General features: G+C 39.7%; 14 protein-coding genes and 1 riboswitch. Of the genes, 3 read left to right on the forward strand and 11 right to left on the reverse strand.

The genetic code is table 11. The features are described from left to right. Positions 1-222 precede the first annotated feature (222 nt). The 5 genes from N784_RS03915 to msrA form a co-directional block, all read right to left on the reverse strand. Positions 223-2,130 (reverse strand): PAS domain-containing sensor histidine kinase, encoded by a 1,908-nt coding sequence (locus N784_RS03915; RefSeq protein WP_036832538.1) that lies wholly within the window; start codon positions 2,128-2,130, stop codon positions 223-225. Positions 2,131-2,284: 154 nt separating this feature from the next. After that, the gene (locus tag N784_RS03920) at positions 2,285-3,982 is read right to left on the reverse strand and encodes a WG repeat-containing protein (RefSeq protein WP_036832541.1); all 1,698 of its coding nucleotides are present in this window, start codon (positions 3,980-3,982) and stop codon (positions 2,285-2,287) included. A gap of 183 nt (positions 3,983-4,165) precedes the next feature. Continuing rightward, complete coding sequence (locus tag N784_RS03925; protein ID WP_036832543.1) at positions 4,166-4,450, reverse strand: hypothetical protein; 285 nt, start codon at positions 4,448-4,450, stop codon at positions 4,166-4,168. 162 nt (positions 4,451-4,612) lie between these two features. Beyond that, positions 4,613-4,936, reverse strand: coding sequence for a thioredoxin family protein (locus N784_RS03930; protein WP_036832545.1), 324 nt, complete (start codon positions 4,934-4,936; stop codon positions 4,613-4,615). 86 nt (positions 4,937-5,022) lie between these two features. Further along, positions 5,023-5,493, reverse strand: a complete 471-nt coding sequence (gene msrA, locus N784_RS03935) for a peptide-methionine (S)-S-oxide reductase MsrA (protein ID WP_036832547.1) — start codon at positions 5,491-5,493, stop codon at positions 5,023-5,025. Between the two features lie 67 nt (positions 5,494-5,560). Then, positions 5,561-5,667: riboswitch (SAM riboswitch) on the reverse strand. 116 nt (positions 5,668-5,783) lie between these two features. Here msrA and N784_RS03940 point away from each other — a divergent pair. Further along, complete coding sequence (locus N784_RS03940; RefSeq protein WP_036832551.1) at positions 5,784-6,164, forward strand: RidA family protein; 381 nt, start codon at positions 5,784-5,786, stop codon at positions 6,162-6,164. Positions 6,165-6,204: 40 nt separating this feature from the next. Here N784_RS03940 and N784_RS03945 read toward each other — a convergent pair whose 3' ends face one another. Continuing rightward, the gene (locus tag N784_RS03945; RefSeq protein ID WP_036832553.1) at positions 6,205-6,435 is read right to left on the reverse strand and encodes an excisionase family DNA-binding protein; all 231 of its coding nucleotides are present in this window, start codon (positions 6,433-6,435) and stop codon (positions 6,205-6,207) included. Between the two features lie 12 nt (positions 6,436-6,447). Next, positions 6,448-7,500 carry a C45 family autoproteolytic acyltransferase/hydolase gene (locus tag N784_RS03950; protein WP_036832555.1) on the reverse strand — a complete coding sequence of 351 codons (1,053 nt, stop codon included), beginning with the start codon at positions 7,498-7,500 and terminating at the stop codon, positions 6,448-6,450. Between the two features lie 677 nt (positions 7,501-8,177). Here N784_RS03950 and N784_RS03955 point away from each other — a divergent pair. Then, positions 8,178-9,188 (forward strand): NERD domain-containing protein, encoded by a 1,011-nt coding sequence (locus N784_RS03955; RefSeq protein WP_036832558.1) that lies wholly within the window; start codon positions 8,178-8,180, stop codon positions 9,186-9,188. A gap of 122 nt (positions 9,189-9,310) precedes the next feature. Here the strand turns inward: N784_RS03955 and N784_RS03960 are convergent, their stop codons facing one another. The 3 genes from N784_RS03960 to glaH all read right to left on the reverse strand — a co-directional run bounded on the left by N784_RS03960 (position 9,311) and on the right by glaH (position 13,084). Then, on the reverse strand, positions 9,311-10,639 hold the full coding sequence (locus tag N784_RS03960) for a phenylacetate--CoA ligase family protein (protein WP_036832560.1): 1,329 nt from the start codon (positions 10,637-10,639) through the stop codon (positions 9,311-9,313). A 279-nt stretch (positions 10,640-10,918) separates the two neighbouring features. Then, positions 10,919-12,121 carry an L-2-hydroxyglutarate oxidase gene (gene lhgO / locus N784_RS03965; protein ID WP_036832564.1) on the reverse strand — a complete coding sequence of 401 codons (1,203 nt, stop codon included), beginning with the start codon at positions 12,119-12,121 and terminating at the stop codon, positions 10,919-10,921. Between the two features lie 27 nt (positions 12,122-12,148). Further along, on the reverse strand, positions 12,149-13,084 hold the full coding sequence (glaH, locus tag N784_RS03970) for a glutarate dioxygenase GlaH (RefSeq protein WP_036832567.1): 936 nt from the start codon (positions 13,082-13,084) through the stop codon (positions 12,149-12,151). Between the two features lie 349 nt (positions 13,085-13,433). Here glaH and N784_RS03975 point away from each other — a divergent pair, with 349 nt between their 5' ends. After that, complete coding sequence (locus N784_RS03975) at positions 13,434-13,736, forward strand: DUF3870 domain-containing protein (protein ID WP_036832568.1); 303 nt, start codon at positions 13,434-13,436, stop codon at positions 13,734-13,736. A 44-nt stretch (positions 13,737-13,780) separates the two neighbouring features. Here N784_RS03975 and N784_RS03980 read toward each other — a convergent pair whose 3' ends face one another. Next, positions 13,781-15,187 (reverse strand): aldehyde dehydrogenase family protein, encoded by a 1,407-nt coding sequence (locus N784_RS03980; protein ID WP_036832570.1) that lies wholly within the window; start codon positions 15,185-15,187, stop codon positions 13,781-13,783. Between the last annotated feature and the right edge of the window lie 9 nt (positions 15,188-15,196).

Consider the following 15,196-nt stretch of genomic DNA (forward strand, 5'->3'; position numbering starts at 1 on the left):
TTATTATGTATCTATCATTTTTTTCGTTTTATTGTTTGAAACCATCTCATGATAATATACGAGAAACATAAGCAAATTGTTTCATACTTATACACAAATTCATTACTAAAATGCCCTTTTTTAATAGGAGCAACCATTAAAAATGGACTTTCAAAGAAGTTTGCATACACTCCTTTGAAAGTCCAAAATATAACGCTTTCATTCTTGTAACTCTTGTATATTCTACATTTCTACTGGCAATATAATGGTAACACAAGTACCTTCACCAAGTTTACTATCATATTGAATCGATCCACCGAGACTTTCCACAAATTTGGTGGTTACCATAATACCTAGCCCAGTCCCTTTTTCTTTCGTTGTAAAAAATGGCTCGCCGATACGACGTAATTGTTCTACGTCCATTCCTTTCCCGTTGTCTTGCAGCTTGATTACGATATTAGATTGAATTGAATTATATGTAGTGGATATAGACAACTTCCCTTCTTTATCCATTGCTTCTAGTGCATTCTTCACAATATTGATAAAGACTTGCTTTAGCCGTTTAGGGTCGGAATGAATAACAGATACATCTGCATCAAAGTTCGTTTCTACTTGTATGTTATGCTTATTTATTTGATGAGTAAATAATGATAATGCATATTCAATTATTTCCGTAACATTCGTTTCTGTATAAGCATCCATCTCATTTGGTTTCGCAAGTAGCATGAACTCATTTACAATTGTTTCAATTCTTGCTAATTCCGAAAAGATAATATCATTATACTGACTTTTGCTAGAAGAATTGGACATCATTAATTGCAAGAATCCTTTAATAGAAGTAAGAGGATTACGTATTTCATGAGCAATACCTGCCGCTACTCTCACTACCGTTTCATATTGATCTGAGCGCACTTGCAGCTCTTCTTTTTCTTTCTCTTCTGTAATATCCTCATCGACACCTACGACCAAGGTTTTAGTCATTTGCTTTAATGGATATCCTTTCGAGCGAATCCATCTCCATTCACCCGATGATAGTTGAAAACGATAATCTACCGTTGCTTTTTCCACACGCATTTTTTTAAAAGCATCTATTACTTTGGAACGATCATCTTTATGAATGCGCTTCAGCAATATCGTTGGCTTCTTTAATAATTGCGATATAGATAAGCCAAAGATTTTCTCAAAGCTAGGGCTAATATATTCCCACGTGTGATACTTAGTCGTACTTATCCAAAATGCTTCATTCACATTTTCCGCTAACAAAGAGAAGCGCTCCTCTGTCTCACGAAGGGCCTCTATATAGGATTTCTCTTCCGTAATATCTTGAACGAATAATATTAGCTCCTCTTCATAAGGATAAGCTGTAATGTCTAACATCTTCTCTACACGGTGCAAGTACTCTTGAAAATGGACGACTCGCTTCGTTTTTATTGCCTTCATATAATTCATATAGAAATTATGGTGCTCTTCTTTTGGATAAACATCCCACATGTTCACATTATATACATCTTGTAATTTAAGACCAATAATGCTTTCGAGCGTCGGATTAATATAAAGGGCTCGCCAATCCTTCCCAATAACCGCAAACCCGTGGGGGATAGTTTCAAATATCCCTTTCATGCGTTGATATGCACTATTTGAATGAGGATGATTATCTAAAAAAGCAGAAAGAGATTTATCGTTCTTCATTGAAGGATCCGTTTCCATCCGCCGATTAATTAAGGAAAGCCATGTCATAAAATAATCAGAGTCGTTCACTTGTTCTTGAGGTGATTCCTCCTGCACGTCCGTAAATTCTCGTTCTTCCCCAATAATGACTGATTTACTTTCAGATAAATTCATCAAGGTTACATATACCCATCTCTCACAGTCATTGACTAACAAACGAACTTGTAAATCTTTCGTTTCATTTATTTCATTATTTCGTAAAAGCAACCGAAGCACCGCGCGATCTTGTTTATGAAAATTACATAACCAGTCTTCTAACATTACACACTCAGAATCCTCTTCTACTATGTCAAGGAATTTATCGTGACAAGCAACCAAGTTATTCTCTCGATTGAAGATACACCCCCAATCACCTAATGACTCTACTAATTTAAAAAAATCATGTATAGAAGGAGTAGTCTTATTTCCGCTTACACGAATCACAATATAATCTCTCCTTATTTTCCGTCTACAATTAACTATACGACTCATTTTATACTATTCTAGTTAATTTTTGTATATATTCTTCTATATAATACAAATTTCTTTTACATTCGACAAAAACCGCACAGTACACGTAGAACTCACTCTTTGCTCATCATTCCTCATGAAATGAACTCCAAAAATCTCCATTACGTTTAATTATATCCATTATTTCTACAAAAGGAATAGTAAAAGTAACAAAGCCTGCAACATATGGGGCAATTTCATACGGATTAAAATAAATATACAAGTGCTCTTCGTCCACATAAAAAGGTTGATTAGGACTTATCCCTTGGTAGCTACCTGGAAACACATAAGAATAATCCCCAGACTCGATTTGTTGTGCAATGATAGCACTTAACACTTCCACATAATTGCTACCTGTCTTAAATAAATCTTTTAATTCATAGAACACACCGCTAATCAAATCAATATTTGCAAACACTTTTGTCGGCATCGGATGAGCTGCACCAAAGTAATACAAAGACCCATCTAGTTCGAACACCACCAGTTGCTTACGAAAAAAGAACACATCAAAATCACCAAAATACGTGTATTCTAGTTGTTTTTCCTCATCAACTGGCTTTACCTGAGATAAATCCCTTAGTTGATGATTTACCTCTTTCTCTATGTTTACATCCGGCATTCCACCAATCATTGGATAGTAAACGAGATAATCACGATTCGGATGATACGTGCGCCGAACAACACGATATTGATTGTTTAAACGAATGGTTTTGTTCGGTTTGTAAATGGTCGAACCATCTCGATTCACATAAATTGTTTCGAAGTTAACAACAGCTTTAATAATTTTTCCTGATAACGAAAGGAAACCTTGTCCTTGTAACTTCGGCATTTGCGGAGAGGCTGTCCCTTTTCGATTAATAAAAAAAGTCTCATCGCCAGCTTGAACCGAGGCTAATCCTTGATCATATGGCAACACATTTTCATACACATAATCCGTTAAAAATACACCATTTGTCGTTGCTATCGCGTATCTCCTTCCTAAAAACGGTTTATCCTCCACAAGCGCTTTGCCAGCTGCGACTCGATTCTCCCCTAATAACTGAATATCATCATAGATCGGTTTCATTATATAAATGCCACTCTTATCAATTAGGCCGTCATTATACTTTCCATCCACTATACGATATACAACTGCACGACCTCCTTGAAAAGCTTGTGCTCCATCAAAAGACGGTTTTATAATTATTTTCCCTGCTTCATTTACATAGCCATACTTCCCGTCCTCTTCAGCTTGAAATACGAGCAGCCCGTTACCATATTGCCCTACAAATGGATAGCGATATGTGTGCAGTTGTTTACCTGTTTTACTAATTAGCGCATACACTTGCTCCTCTATTTGGACGATTGCTTTACCGTCCACAAATGGAGTAGCTGATACAAACTGAGCCGGAATCGCCTCTTCCCCATTTTTATTCAAATATCCATAGCGAGTATCTTGATTAAATACAGCTAACCCTTCATGATAAGAACCAATATAGTCATACAATTGAGTTGTAACAACATTCCCATCGCTATCTAACACACTGGCACCATTTGTATGTGACGCAATTGCTCTCTCATCTTGATAATCTGTAATATATTGATAGAACGGACGAACGATGTAACTTCCTTTTCCATTAATAACACCGTAAAGATCATCCTTCATGACAACAGCTAAGCCATTTTGTTGATAATTACGCGCTTGTCCCCATTGTGGCGAAATACGAAATATACCATTATTCCCTATATACCCCCACTTTCGTCCACCGACTTGATGCACGTATGCAGGAAATAATTTAGAATACATGAACCGCACACCTTCTTCCTATGACCGTTTCACCTAAGTATATGAACAGAAATAGGATTTATGATGATAGAATAACTTTAATTTTTTCTATTTATATTGTAGTTAGCACATTATTACCGTGCTTATTCCTCCCGAGTACCTACTGTTCTTTAGTTCTCCCTCTTATTCTACAAGAAAGGGAATTTATGATACTTCCGTCGATTGAAACAATGCTTGAACTTGTAAACATAATTCCTCCACATATTGTTCGATTTCATAAGGGATAGAATCTCTTCTTTGCCAGTGAATCTCACGTCCATTTAGCATGCGTGATCTACTAGAAGCGAACATCCACAGTAACTTATTTCCTTTTATAAAAGCAGTCCATAACCATTCTTCTTGTTCATCCTTACTTATACCAATCAACGTATGACTTGCTTTACGATTTTGGCTTTTTTCAATCGTTTTTAGTTGATGGATCAATGCCATGCCCCTCTCCTACATAAGTCGTTAGGTATAGTATGGGCAGTTAATGATAGCTATATAACTTCATTTATCGACCTTTTTCCATTATTCATACCTATAAAAAGAGGCTGGGACGTAACTATCCTCAACTAAAAAAGTTCTGTATTCAATACAGAACTTTCGTTTTTAATGCAAAGCATCTATTAATTTATGCAATTGTTGATTTAACTCCTCCATTGGCACAAATCGTGCTTTACGGAACATTTCTTTCCCGTCGACAGATACAATAAGAACAGGAACAGTAAAAATTTCATATTCTGCAGCAATCGAAGGTATCTTCTCTGCATCTACATGTAAGGAAGCAATATTCGGATATTGTTGCAGCAATTGCTCTACTTGAGGCAGTAACGAGTGACAAACAGAGCAATTCTCACGCGAAATGTAAACTAATGTGACTTGATTGTCCTGCACAAATGAGCGAACTTCTTCTATTGTTTGAGCTTGATTCATCTTTATCCACACCTTTTATTTTTTGCTTCTACTAGCATACCAATTTAGATGCTTATTTACCCGAAATTTGCCTACCCCATAAGGTATCATTTCCCACAAGATACAGAACCGTTCTTTTGAAAATATTTCTGATGATACTCTTCTGCTTCATAAAAGGCGGTCAATCCGATTACTTCCGTTACAATCGGGTTCGAAAATTCGCCTTTTGCGTTCCACTCTTTTATTTTTTGTTCAGCGATTTTTTGTTGCGCTTCATTCGTGTAAAAGATAGCAGAGCGATATTGTGAACCAACATCTTCTCCTTGACGATTACGCTGCGTCGGATCATGACACTCAAAAAACTGATCAATTAACGTTTCATAATTGATTATTTGAGGATCAAACTCCACTTTTGTCGTTTCCACATGACCAGTCTTACCTGCTTTCACTTGTTCATAGGTCGGATTCGCAACCTGTCCACCTGTATAGCCAACACGAGTTGCTATGACTCCATCCAACCTTTCCAAAAAAGCCTCCACACCCCAAAAACATCCTGCACCAAAATAAGCAATTGTCATACTCTACACCCCTTTAAATAGACCCCTTTCTTGATCAAGAAAGGGGTCATGACATATGTGCATGCTCCTCTCATCTCCCAAGGAATGATACCTTGCAGGATTTGGCACCGTTTCGACTATTCGAATGGTTGCCGGGCTTCAAAGGGCCAGTCCCTCCGCCTCTCTTGATAAGAAATAAACAATAGTATTTGATTTTTTTATATTCTACACTTCCTTGATTTCATTGTAAAGAATTTTTAGATATCTTGTGTTATGCTTAATACATACAAAGAGTAAAGGAGCTATGCACGATGTTCAAAACCATCTCAACACATAAAGCCCCAGCAGCCATTGGACCTTATTCCCAAGCCGCCGACGTAGGAAACCTTCTATTTATTTCTGGGCAAATTCCGCTTGATCCTGAAACACAAGCATTCGTATCATATGATGTGAAAGACCAAACAGAACAAGTAATGAAAAACATCGGAGCCATTTTGGAAGAAGCCGGGTTAACATACAACCATATTGCCAAAGCCAACATTTACTTAGCGAACATGGATGACTTTACGACAGTAAATGAAGTGTATGCCAGTTTTCTAACAGAACCATATCCAGCTCGCGCAGCTATCGAAGTAAGCCGCCTACCAAAAGGAGCTAAGGTAGAAATAGAAGCCATCGCTGTAAAGGAATAAAAAGGGAAGCGGAGCAATTGGATATGTTCCACTGCTCCGCTTAGTCCTCATCCTTCACATCGATATCTTCTGGAATTGGCTCATTTAATATTTCTTGAATATATTCGCGATACTTTTCCAACTGCTCAATATGTGTAGTAAATTGCCCTTGAAAAATTAAATGTTGCTTCCCATCAAATACCGTTCGAATTCGCTTATGATGTACAAGCTTTTCTATGTACTCCACTGGTAATTCTAAATACTCTGCTGTTTCTTCTATTGTTAAATACATGCTGCAATCCCCTTATCTTGCATTTTCATCCATATGTGGAAACGGCAAATCCGTATCCACCTCGCCTGTAATCGTGCGAAGGCCACAATCATTGCCTGATAACCAGTTGCCAAAATCGAACACTACCGGCTCCTGATCACCACCTAAAGCAAACCACGCAACCCTGTCTTTCGGAAAATAGGCTGATGTATGTATCGTACCGGCCCAATTTTTATATTCCTTTGAAAAAACACCTTGATTCGTATCATTTAACAAGCGAAATGCTTGCTCTGCTGATGTAATATCGCCTCTAGCCTCTTCCATCGTATGTAAACGTTGATACGAATCCGCTAAATAGTTCCGATTTTCATCTTTCATTCGCTCAAAATGATTGGTACACACATTCGACTTCCGTACTTCTACACCGCGCGGACACGTTTCCACAACATACGTGACCCCACTAGGATCAAGCACAATATAACTAAACGAGTGACGATGCGGAATCTCCCGTAGCATAGCTACCGCTTCGGCTACATTCGCACAGCTCTCTAAAATCAGCCTACCAATCATACAACAAATAAAGCCATTTCCCGGTTTTTTACGATGCATAAAATTATACCCTATTGCGAGCCCTTTTTCATTCATCCCATCCATTCTCCCAGTAATACGCTGGGTTGGGCCAATGATAGCATACCCTTGATCCGTTGGCTGAAACAAAGCAAATCGTCCTTCATACGTCTTCGGCTGATAATCATAATTTCGAATCATATAATCCTCACCAGTCAAAATCGAACAACCCGATTTGACATACTCCAAACGATAGCCTCCAAATTCCATTAGCACCCGATTCATCGTCCAACCCAATGCATCCCGAAGCCCTTCTAGCTCATCCCAAATCCCGGGCGCAAAGCGAACAATCGCCTGCTTCACCTCTGACTCCTCAATTGAAAAACGCGGTTTACGAAGCTTCCACTGCTTCTCTCTATTTTTTATCGTAAGCGAATCTTGGATAAGCTCCCCTTGCATATAACCAAACGCATAATGCGTACCTCTAAACTGAATAATATCACTATAAATTTGCTTCATCTTATCCCTACTTTTTACATTAATCCTAACCGATATCACTAGTCACAAGCAAATCGTAGCATTTTTGAGGAGAATCCCCTGAAGGTTCGCGCACAAATCTCAGTTTTCGAGCGCAAACTCGGGGGGCCCGCGCACAAATCTCAGTTTTCGAGCGCAAACTCGGGGGGGCCCGCGCACAAATCTCGGTTTTCGAGCGCAAACAAGGGGATCCCGCGCACAAATCTCGATTTTCGAGCGCAAACTCGGGGGGGCCCGCGCACAAATCTCGTCTTTCGAGCGCAAACTCGGGGGGCCCGCGCACAAATCTCAGTTTTCGAGCGCAAACAAGGGGGGGCCCGCGCACAAATCTCGGTTTTCGAGCGCAAACAAGGGGATCCCGCGCACAAATCTCGATTTTCGAGCGCAAACTCGGGGGGGCCCGCGCACAAATCTCGTCTTTCGAGCGCAAACTCGGGGGGCCCGCGCACAAATCTCAGTTTTCGAGCGCAAACAAGGGGGGGCCCGCGCACAAATCTCGGTTTTCGAGCACAAACAAGGGGGATCCCGCGCACAAATCTCATTTTTCGAGCACAAACAATATTTTTTGAGCAGAACCGATTTTTTTCTTAATCTTTACAGGATAATAGTCACTGCGCGTCTAATCATATACATATCCCCATAGGAAAGGAGCAAAACGTTTGATAGTTAAAACGAACACTATCCCCCCTCTATTCCTTCAGCAGCTAGAATCACTTAGCCACAGATTGCCTCCTCATCATGAAAAGTATGGAGAAGTCATCCGAAAATACCGAATGCATGCTGCTGGTTATGCTGGTGAAAAATCTCTTTTGTACCCGTTTCGTTATATCAATTCACCCCACGCTATCTTTTTTGACCTCCGCTTACGTGATTCCATTCAACACTACTTCCAAATGGACGCTCTTTTACTTACTCCGACATGTTGCATTATTTTTGAAGTGAAAAATATTTCTGGTACTATTTATTTTGACCCTCATTTTCAACAATTAATCCGTAAAGACACCAATCAAGAAACATCACTTCCCGATCCACTTTCTCAAGTAAAACGACAAAAACAACACTTATCTCATTGGTTTATCAGCAATCATTTTTATCATATTCCTATCGAAACAGTTGTAGTTGTCACCAATCAATCCTCTGTTATACAAGCACCAAGTACACATAATGATGCCTATAATCAAGTTGTACGAGTGGAAAATTTGCTCGGTAAAATAGAAGGAATTTTAGGTCGCCATCAAGAGAAAAAGTTATCAAATAAACAACTCACCAACATCAAAAAAAGCTTGCTAGATCAACATACCGACTATTGTCCTACAATCATGAAAATGTTTCATTTAAAAGAAGACGATCTATGCAAAGGAATAGCTTGTCCTCAATGTCACCATAAGTCTATGTATCGCAAAAACGGTAAATGGAATTGTATTAAGTGCGACACTACATCAAAAACCGCCCATGTTGCAGGAATAAAAGATTACGCTTTGCTAATAGGACATAGCGCTACAAATGCAGCATTACGAGATTTCCTAAAAATAGAAAGTCGTCATCTGATGCTAAGAATTCTTCATGGCTTGCATTTACCTCAAACAGGGGCACAAAAAAATAGAATGTATTCCCTTGCTCCTTTTTTAAGCAGAAATCATGAGTTTCCGCGCACAATTCGTGATTCTTGAGCAGAAATCCGTGATTTTCGAGCACAAACACGGAGATTCCGCGCAGAAATCCGTGATTCCCGCACATAACCCCAGATTCCCGAGCACCAATTGAGAAAGAAAAACGGCTAAGGCTTATCACCTTATCCGCTTTTCACTTCTTCTTTCGTTCGGTCTACAATACGTATGGCTTTTCCTTGAGAGCGTGGGATAGATTTTGGAGCCATAATGGTTACGTCAACGGAGATAAGACAGCCATTTTTAATTAGATGGCGAATAGATTTGGATAATTCTCGAATGCTAGCATGATTCATGTCTTGCTTACTTTCATTATATAGCTTGTCTGTCATTTCGACTTGTAGTTCAACGTGTTGGAGACTGCCTTTTTGATGGATGTGTAGTTGGTAATGAGGAGCGATTTCTTCAACGGTTAGTAGATAGTGTTCCATTTCAGATGGAAAGACGTTGACACCGCGTATAATGAGCATGTCATCGATACGTCCTTTCACTCGGGACATGCGTTTGGTCGTCCGGCCGCACTTGCATTGTTCCGTTGTGATAGATCCAATGTCACCAGAGCGATATCGAATAATCGGAAAAGCTTCTTTCGTTAAGCTCGTAAATACAAGTTCTCCGTCTTCCCCTTCTGGTACTGGTTCTAGCGTATCAGGATCAATCACTTCTACTAGGAAATGGTCTTCTGCAATGTGTAAGCCGTTTTGACTTTCATGGCACTCCATCGCTACTCCGGGCCCCATCACTTCACTTAATCCATATATATCACATGCTTTTACATCAAAAATTCCCTCAATGGTGCGTCGCATCTTCTCTGACCATGGTTCAGCACCAAGAATCGCATACTTAAGCGATGATTGGCGTGGATCTCTTCCTTCTGCTTCCATCTGTTCAGCGATATTAAGCAAATAAGAAGGGGTACTACAGATTACGGTTGGTTTAAAATCTTCAATTAACATCATTTGCCGATCTGTGTTACCACCTGAAACTGGAACTGTAGCCATGCCAAGTTCTTCTCCACCATAATGAAGACCTAGCCCCCCTGTAAAAAGCCCATAGCCATAAGCATTGTGCAGTATTTCTCCAGGCTGACCTCCCCCTATAGTAAGCGCTCTTGCTACGATTTCAGACCACACTTGAATATCCTTTCGCGTATACCCTACAACAGTCGGTTTACCGCTCGTACCTGACGAGGCGTGAATTCGAATCACCTCACGCGCATCTGCAGCAAATAAGCCAAAAGGATAATGATCGCGTAAATCCTTTTTTGTTGTGAATGGCAATTTCTTCACATCACTTATTGTGCTTACATCTTCCGAACTGACACCTAGATGGTCAAACTTCTCCTTATAAAAGGGCACCTTAGCATAAACTTTTTCTACTGTTTCCAATAGCCTTTCTAATTGTACTGCTTCCACCTCATACCTTGAAGCGCTTTCAATTTGGTGCAAAAACATACTCTTTTCCCCCTATTACATTATTCATCTTGGAGTCTATCTTGTATGTCGTATATACTACGGAAGTTCACCTATTCGTTATAGCTTCTTCTAATGTATCGCGAATGGAAACTATAGTCAATATAATTATCTGAAAGTTTCATATTTTCGAAAAACAAATTTAATGCTCTATTCTTTTCTATATTTAAATCAAAGAATGTCTATTATCAAAATAAACCTAAAAAGGAAGCTACCTAAAATTCAATAAGGCAGCTTCCTTTTTAGGTTTATTTCATGCGATTACACTAACACCGCTTCCTCTATTGGAATCCGTTTTACAATTTCTTTTCCGATTTCCAAGGAAGCTGTCGCCGCTGGGGAAGGGGCGTTGCAAATATGAATGGAATGCTTTCCGGGAATAATATAGAAATCATCAACTAATTGCCCGTCTGCTAACATAGCCTGAGCGCGAACGCCTGGTTTTGCAGGGATAACATCTTGCTCTTGGATATCTGGAACTAATCGTTGCAAGCTTTTGACAAACGTTTTTTTGTGGAAGGAACGGAACATCTCTTTCATCCCTTCTTGCATATTGCCACTAGCCATCCTCCAAAAACCTGGATAAGACAGAACATCAAAGGCATCTTTCATATCAAATGATGTCTTGTTATACCCTTCTCGCTTCAGACTTAACACTGCATTTGGTCCAGCATGAACACTTCCGTCAATCATTCTTGTTAAATGTACGCCGAGAAAAGGAAAGTCTGGGTTAGGAACGGGATAAATTAATCCTTTTACGAGGTGTTTCTTCTCTTCTGTTAGAGTGAAGTACTCTCCTCTAAAAGGAACAATTCTTAAATCCGTGTGTATCCCGGCCCTCTTCAGCATACGATCACTTTGAAGTCCTGTACAATTAACAAGAAAGCGTGCTGTAAACGTCTGTTGATTCGTTTCAACGTGAACTTTATTATTCATTTCTTCGATTTCCATTACTTCTGTATTCAGAAAAAGATCTGCACCTGCCTCGGCTACTAAAGAAGCTAATTTCTCTGTTACTACCTTATAATCAACAATACCCGTTGCATTTACCTTCAAAGCGCCAAGGCCATTTACATGAGGCTCAATCTCTAATAGTTCTTCTTTGGATAATTTCGTTGCTTCAATTTGATTCTCATTTGCCCGCTTAAACAATGCTTCCATTCTTGGCAATTCTTCCTCTTCTGTTGCCACGAGCACCTTGCCACACACATCATGTTTAATATCATGTTGCCGACAAAACTCGACCATAGAAGCAGCGCCTTCTTTTGCCATACGAGCTTTCAAACTACCAGGCTTATAATAAATGCCAGAATGAATAACACCGCTATTTCTACCTGTTTGATGAGTTGCCCATTCTTTTTCCTTCTCCATTACAGCTAGACGTACGTTAGGATGCTTCTCCATGAGTGCATATGCCGTCGATAAGCCGACAATACCACCACCGACAATTACAATATCATACACCACGTCTTCCCCCTTTTTCTGCAACAACTACTTAGCAAATCGTCCTCGTTGTCTTAATAACTCTCTATGCAATTGCGTATTATGTTCAAACGCCTCTCTACCGTGTAACCAGAAGCGATTGTTGAGCATGACTAAATTTCCAACTGGTAAATCTAACCCTACTGTTGATATACTATTCTCCATGGAACAAGATAAATCCTTCAAATATTTAGATTGCTCGATGGTTTCAGGAAAAACGAATTGGTCAATAAAGCAAATGCATGGCTTATTCTGTTGCTCATAAAACGTTTGACGCTTTACTTCTTGTTCTACATTTTTACTTGCTGGTGCTTTATACGTAAATGGATGAGAAGCAAGTGGTTGCTTATAGAAACGATCCAGGTCCTCCCAATCATCTAGATGAAGCAATCTAGAGCGCCCGCCTATCGCATTTTCCTCAGAGAATTTCATCATTAACAGCCAATCTGTCGGCTCGTCTACGTACGTTCCATCTGTATGAAGCGTAAACAAACGATACGCTTGTCGTAAATACGAGTCACTTTTATCTGTATGCTTCACCGTAAAACGAGCATAATATTTTCCTGACATTGCATCGAAGTTCGGCGTTCCAACTAAATGCGTTAATGCCGTTGAGAATTTTACAAAGTCTATTGGATCCTGTGTTCTCTCTTGAAGCCCAATAGTAAATCCACCTGTATTTCGGTCGTGCAAAATATTACGAACCGCTTCACCAAAAGCCTCATCGGTTAGTTCTAACAACTTCGCCGCAACGATAAAGCGCATATATGGAATATACTCCAATTGTTCATCGCTCACATCTTGTAACACATCTAGAAATTGATCAATCACTTCATTCTCCAATTCAATATGATACATACGCTGGTGACCAGCATGTTGCTTAATCGTATACCCCTTCCCCTTCGTTCCTACTAATTTACCGCCTTTCACCTCAACTATTGACATTCCTTATTCCCTCCTAATTTATATGGTTTTGTGTATTAAACAGGCCCGTTTCAAACACAAAAAGCCAGTAATCCCCTATACAAAATAGGTTCATACTGGCCTTAAACTGCGAATACTCTCTGGAGCGCAGAGGTGTAGCAGTCTTAACAGTAACATTCATTATTTAAGTTCTTGGTATCGCCAACCTGAATGTAAAAGAGATTATCTTTCTAATAGGTTGTTTGTAATTAGAAGTGTACAATAGAATAAATTTTCTGTCAACTTTTTGTTCTCTACAACTTTCCAATGTGTTACAGTGTTATTAACAAATTCAAATTATTCTAACTTAAGGAGGGACAATCAGAGCCTTATGAATACTTTATTTGTAGCAGGCCATTCTAAACTCCCCACTGGCATGGCGGCTAATAACATTTCAGACACACTTACCCTAACGCTTGAGGTGGATAAGAAATACGGCGTCATTCTCGAAGCCTCTTGCACGTTAGCAACCGAACACAGCAAAGAGTATGTGAATCACCTTCTGAAAGGATATAGTTTAAAAGAAGGTATTGAAGAACCAATAAAGAAATTAAGTCTAGGCTATCTCGGAAAAGCAGGCAAAGCATTAGAAGCTTCCTTGAAAGATGCTTATAAGCAATATCAGCTAACATAAAAAAAACGACAATCGCCGCGGTGGTGATTGTCGTTTTTTTCTATTTACTTATTCGGAGTCCATGATACCGTTTTATGCTTGGTGAAAAACTCTTTTGCTGACTGGCCTTGCTCATGTGCACCAAAGCTTGAAGATTTCGTACCACCAAACGGCGCTTGTGGTTCCGCGCCACCTGTCTCCCCATTAATTTGCACCATGCCGACTTCACTTTCACGCGTATATGCCATCGCTTTTGTAAGGTTATTCGTAAATAAAGACGCACTAAGTCCATACTTCGTATCATTTGCAGCTTGAACTGCCTCTTCATAATTTGCTACCTTTTTTAAACAGATAACAGGTCCAAATATCTCCTCTTGCATAATGGTCATTTCTTGCGTAACATTCTCAAATACAGCAGGTTCAACAAAATATCCAACCCTATCTATTTGCTCACCACCATATAACAACGAAGCTCCTTCTTCGACCCCTTTACGAATGTAATGTAGAACAGATTCTAATTGACTCTCCGATGCAAGTGGTCCGATATCTACTTCCTCATGCAAGCTATCTCCTACTACTACATTACTTACCCTCTCTAACACTTTCATTTTAAAGCGATCATATACATCTTCTTCAATATACACTCTACTTGTAGCTGTACAACGCTGCCCTGTTTGTTTCATAGCCCCATCGACAACAAGTTTAGCAGCATGATCTAAATCAGCATCTTGAAGCACGATGGCAGGATTTTTTCCACCTAACTCCAATTGCAGCTCCATTCCACTAGCTATCGCTTGCTGGGCTACTTGTTGGCCAACTATGTTCGAACCGGTAAACGTAATACCGTCTATTTGCTCATTTGTCGCTAAAGCACCACCAACAACCGACCCTCGTCCTGGAACGAATTGAAGCACGCCTTCTGGAATCCCTACATCGTGAAACACTTTGGCAATTTTTTGAGCTGTAATGACCGTTTCAGAAGCCGGCTTAAATAAAACCGTATTACCATAAATAAGTGCCGGAGCAATCTTCCAAACAGGGATAGCAATCGGAAAATTCCACGGTGCTATAACTGCTACAACCCCTAGCGGCTCGCGCATGTAATAAAGCAATGTATCCGCTTTACTTGAAGGCAGTACTTCTCCTTTCATCCGCATGCCTTCTTCCGCATAGAAACGAAGAATGTCTGCTCCACGTTTCACTTCTCCTTTCGTCTCAACGAACCTTTTTCCCATTTCTTCCGTTGCACATTGCGCAATATCATCCATTCGCTCTTCTAATAATTGAGCAGCTTTACGCAAATATACTCCCCTTTGTACTGGAGACGTGGCAGACCAGTATTTTGAAGCCGCTTTCGCTTGTTGTACTTTTTCCCTTATTTCTTCTACCGATAATGCAGAAACACGACCAACCAATTCTTTCGTAGCAGGATTATAGCTTTCAATTCGTTCACTCGTTTTAGACACCGCCATCTATATCCA

The sequence above is a fragment of the Pontibacillus litoralis JSM 072002 genome (assembly GCF_000775615.1).
In the GTDB taxonomy this organism is placed as follows: Bacteria; Bacillota; Bacilli; order Bacillales; family BH030062; genus Pontibacillus; species Pontibacillus litoralis.

What these genes read in the sequence shown, in the direction of transcription:
- N784_RS03950 (WP_036832555.1), bottom strand. Translation starts at nt 7,500, where the DNA reads ATGAAGCAAATTTATAGTGATATTATTCAGTTTAGAGGTACGCATTAT.
- glaH (WP_036832567.1), bottom strand. Translation starts at nt 13,084, where the DNA reads ATGTCAATAGTTGAGGTGAAAGGCGGTAAATTAGTAGGAACGAAGGGG.
- N784_RS03930 (WP_036832545.1), bottom strand. Translation starts at nt 4,936, where the DNA reads ATGAATCAAGCTCAAACAATAGAAGAAGTTCGCTCATTTGTGCAGGAC.
- msrA (WP_036832547.1), bottom strand. Translation starts at nt 5,493, where the DNA reads ATGACAATTGCTTATTTTGGTGCAGGATGTTTTTGGGGTGTGGAGGCT.
- N784_RS03920 (WP_036832541.1), bottom strand. Translation starts at nt 3,982, where the DNA reads ATGTATTCTAAATTATTTCCTGCATACGTGCATCAAGTCGGTGGACGA.
- N784_RS03940 (WP_036832551.1), top strand. Translation starts at nt 5,784, where the DNA reads ATGTTCAAAACCATCTCAACACATAAAGCCCCAGCAGCCATTGGACCT.
- N784_RS03980 (WP_036832570.1), bottom strand. Translation starts at nt 15,187, where the DNA reads ATGGCGGTGTCTAAAACGAGTGAACGAATTGAAAGCTATAATCCTGCT.
- N784_RS03960 (WP_036832560.1), bottom strand. Translation starts at nt 10,639, where the DNA reads ATGTTTTTGCACCAAATTGAAAGCGCTTCAAGGTATGAGGTGGAAGCA.
- N784_RS03945 (WP_036832553.1), bottom strand. Translation starts at nt 6,435, where the DNA reads ATGTATTTAACAATAGAAGAAACAGCAGAGTATTTAGAATTACCAGTG.
- N784_RS03975 (WP_036832568.1), top strand. Translation starts at nt 13,434, where the DNA reads ATGAATACTTTATTTGTAGCAGGCCATTCTAAACTCCCCACTGGCATG.
- N784_RS03925 (WP_036832543.1), bottom strand. Translation starts at nt 4,450, where the DNA reads ATGGCATTGATCCATCAACTAAAAACGATTGAAAAAAGCCAAAATCGT.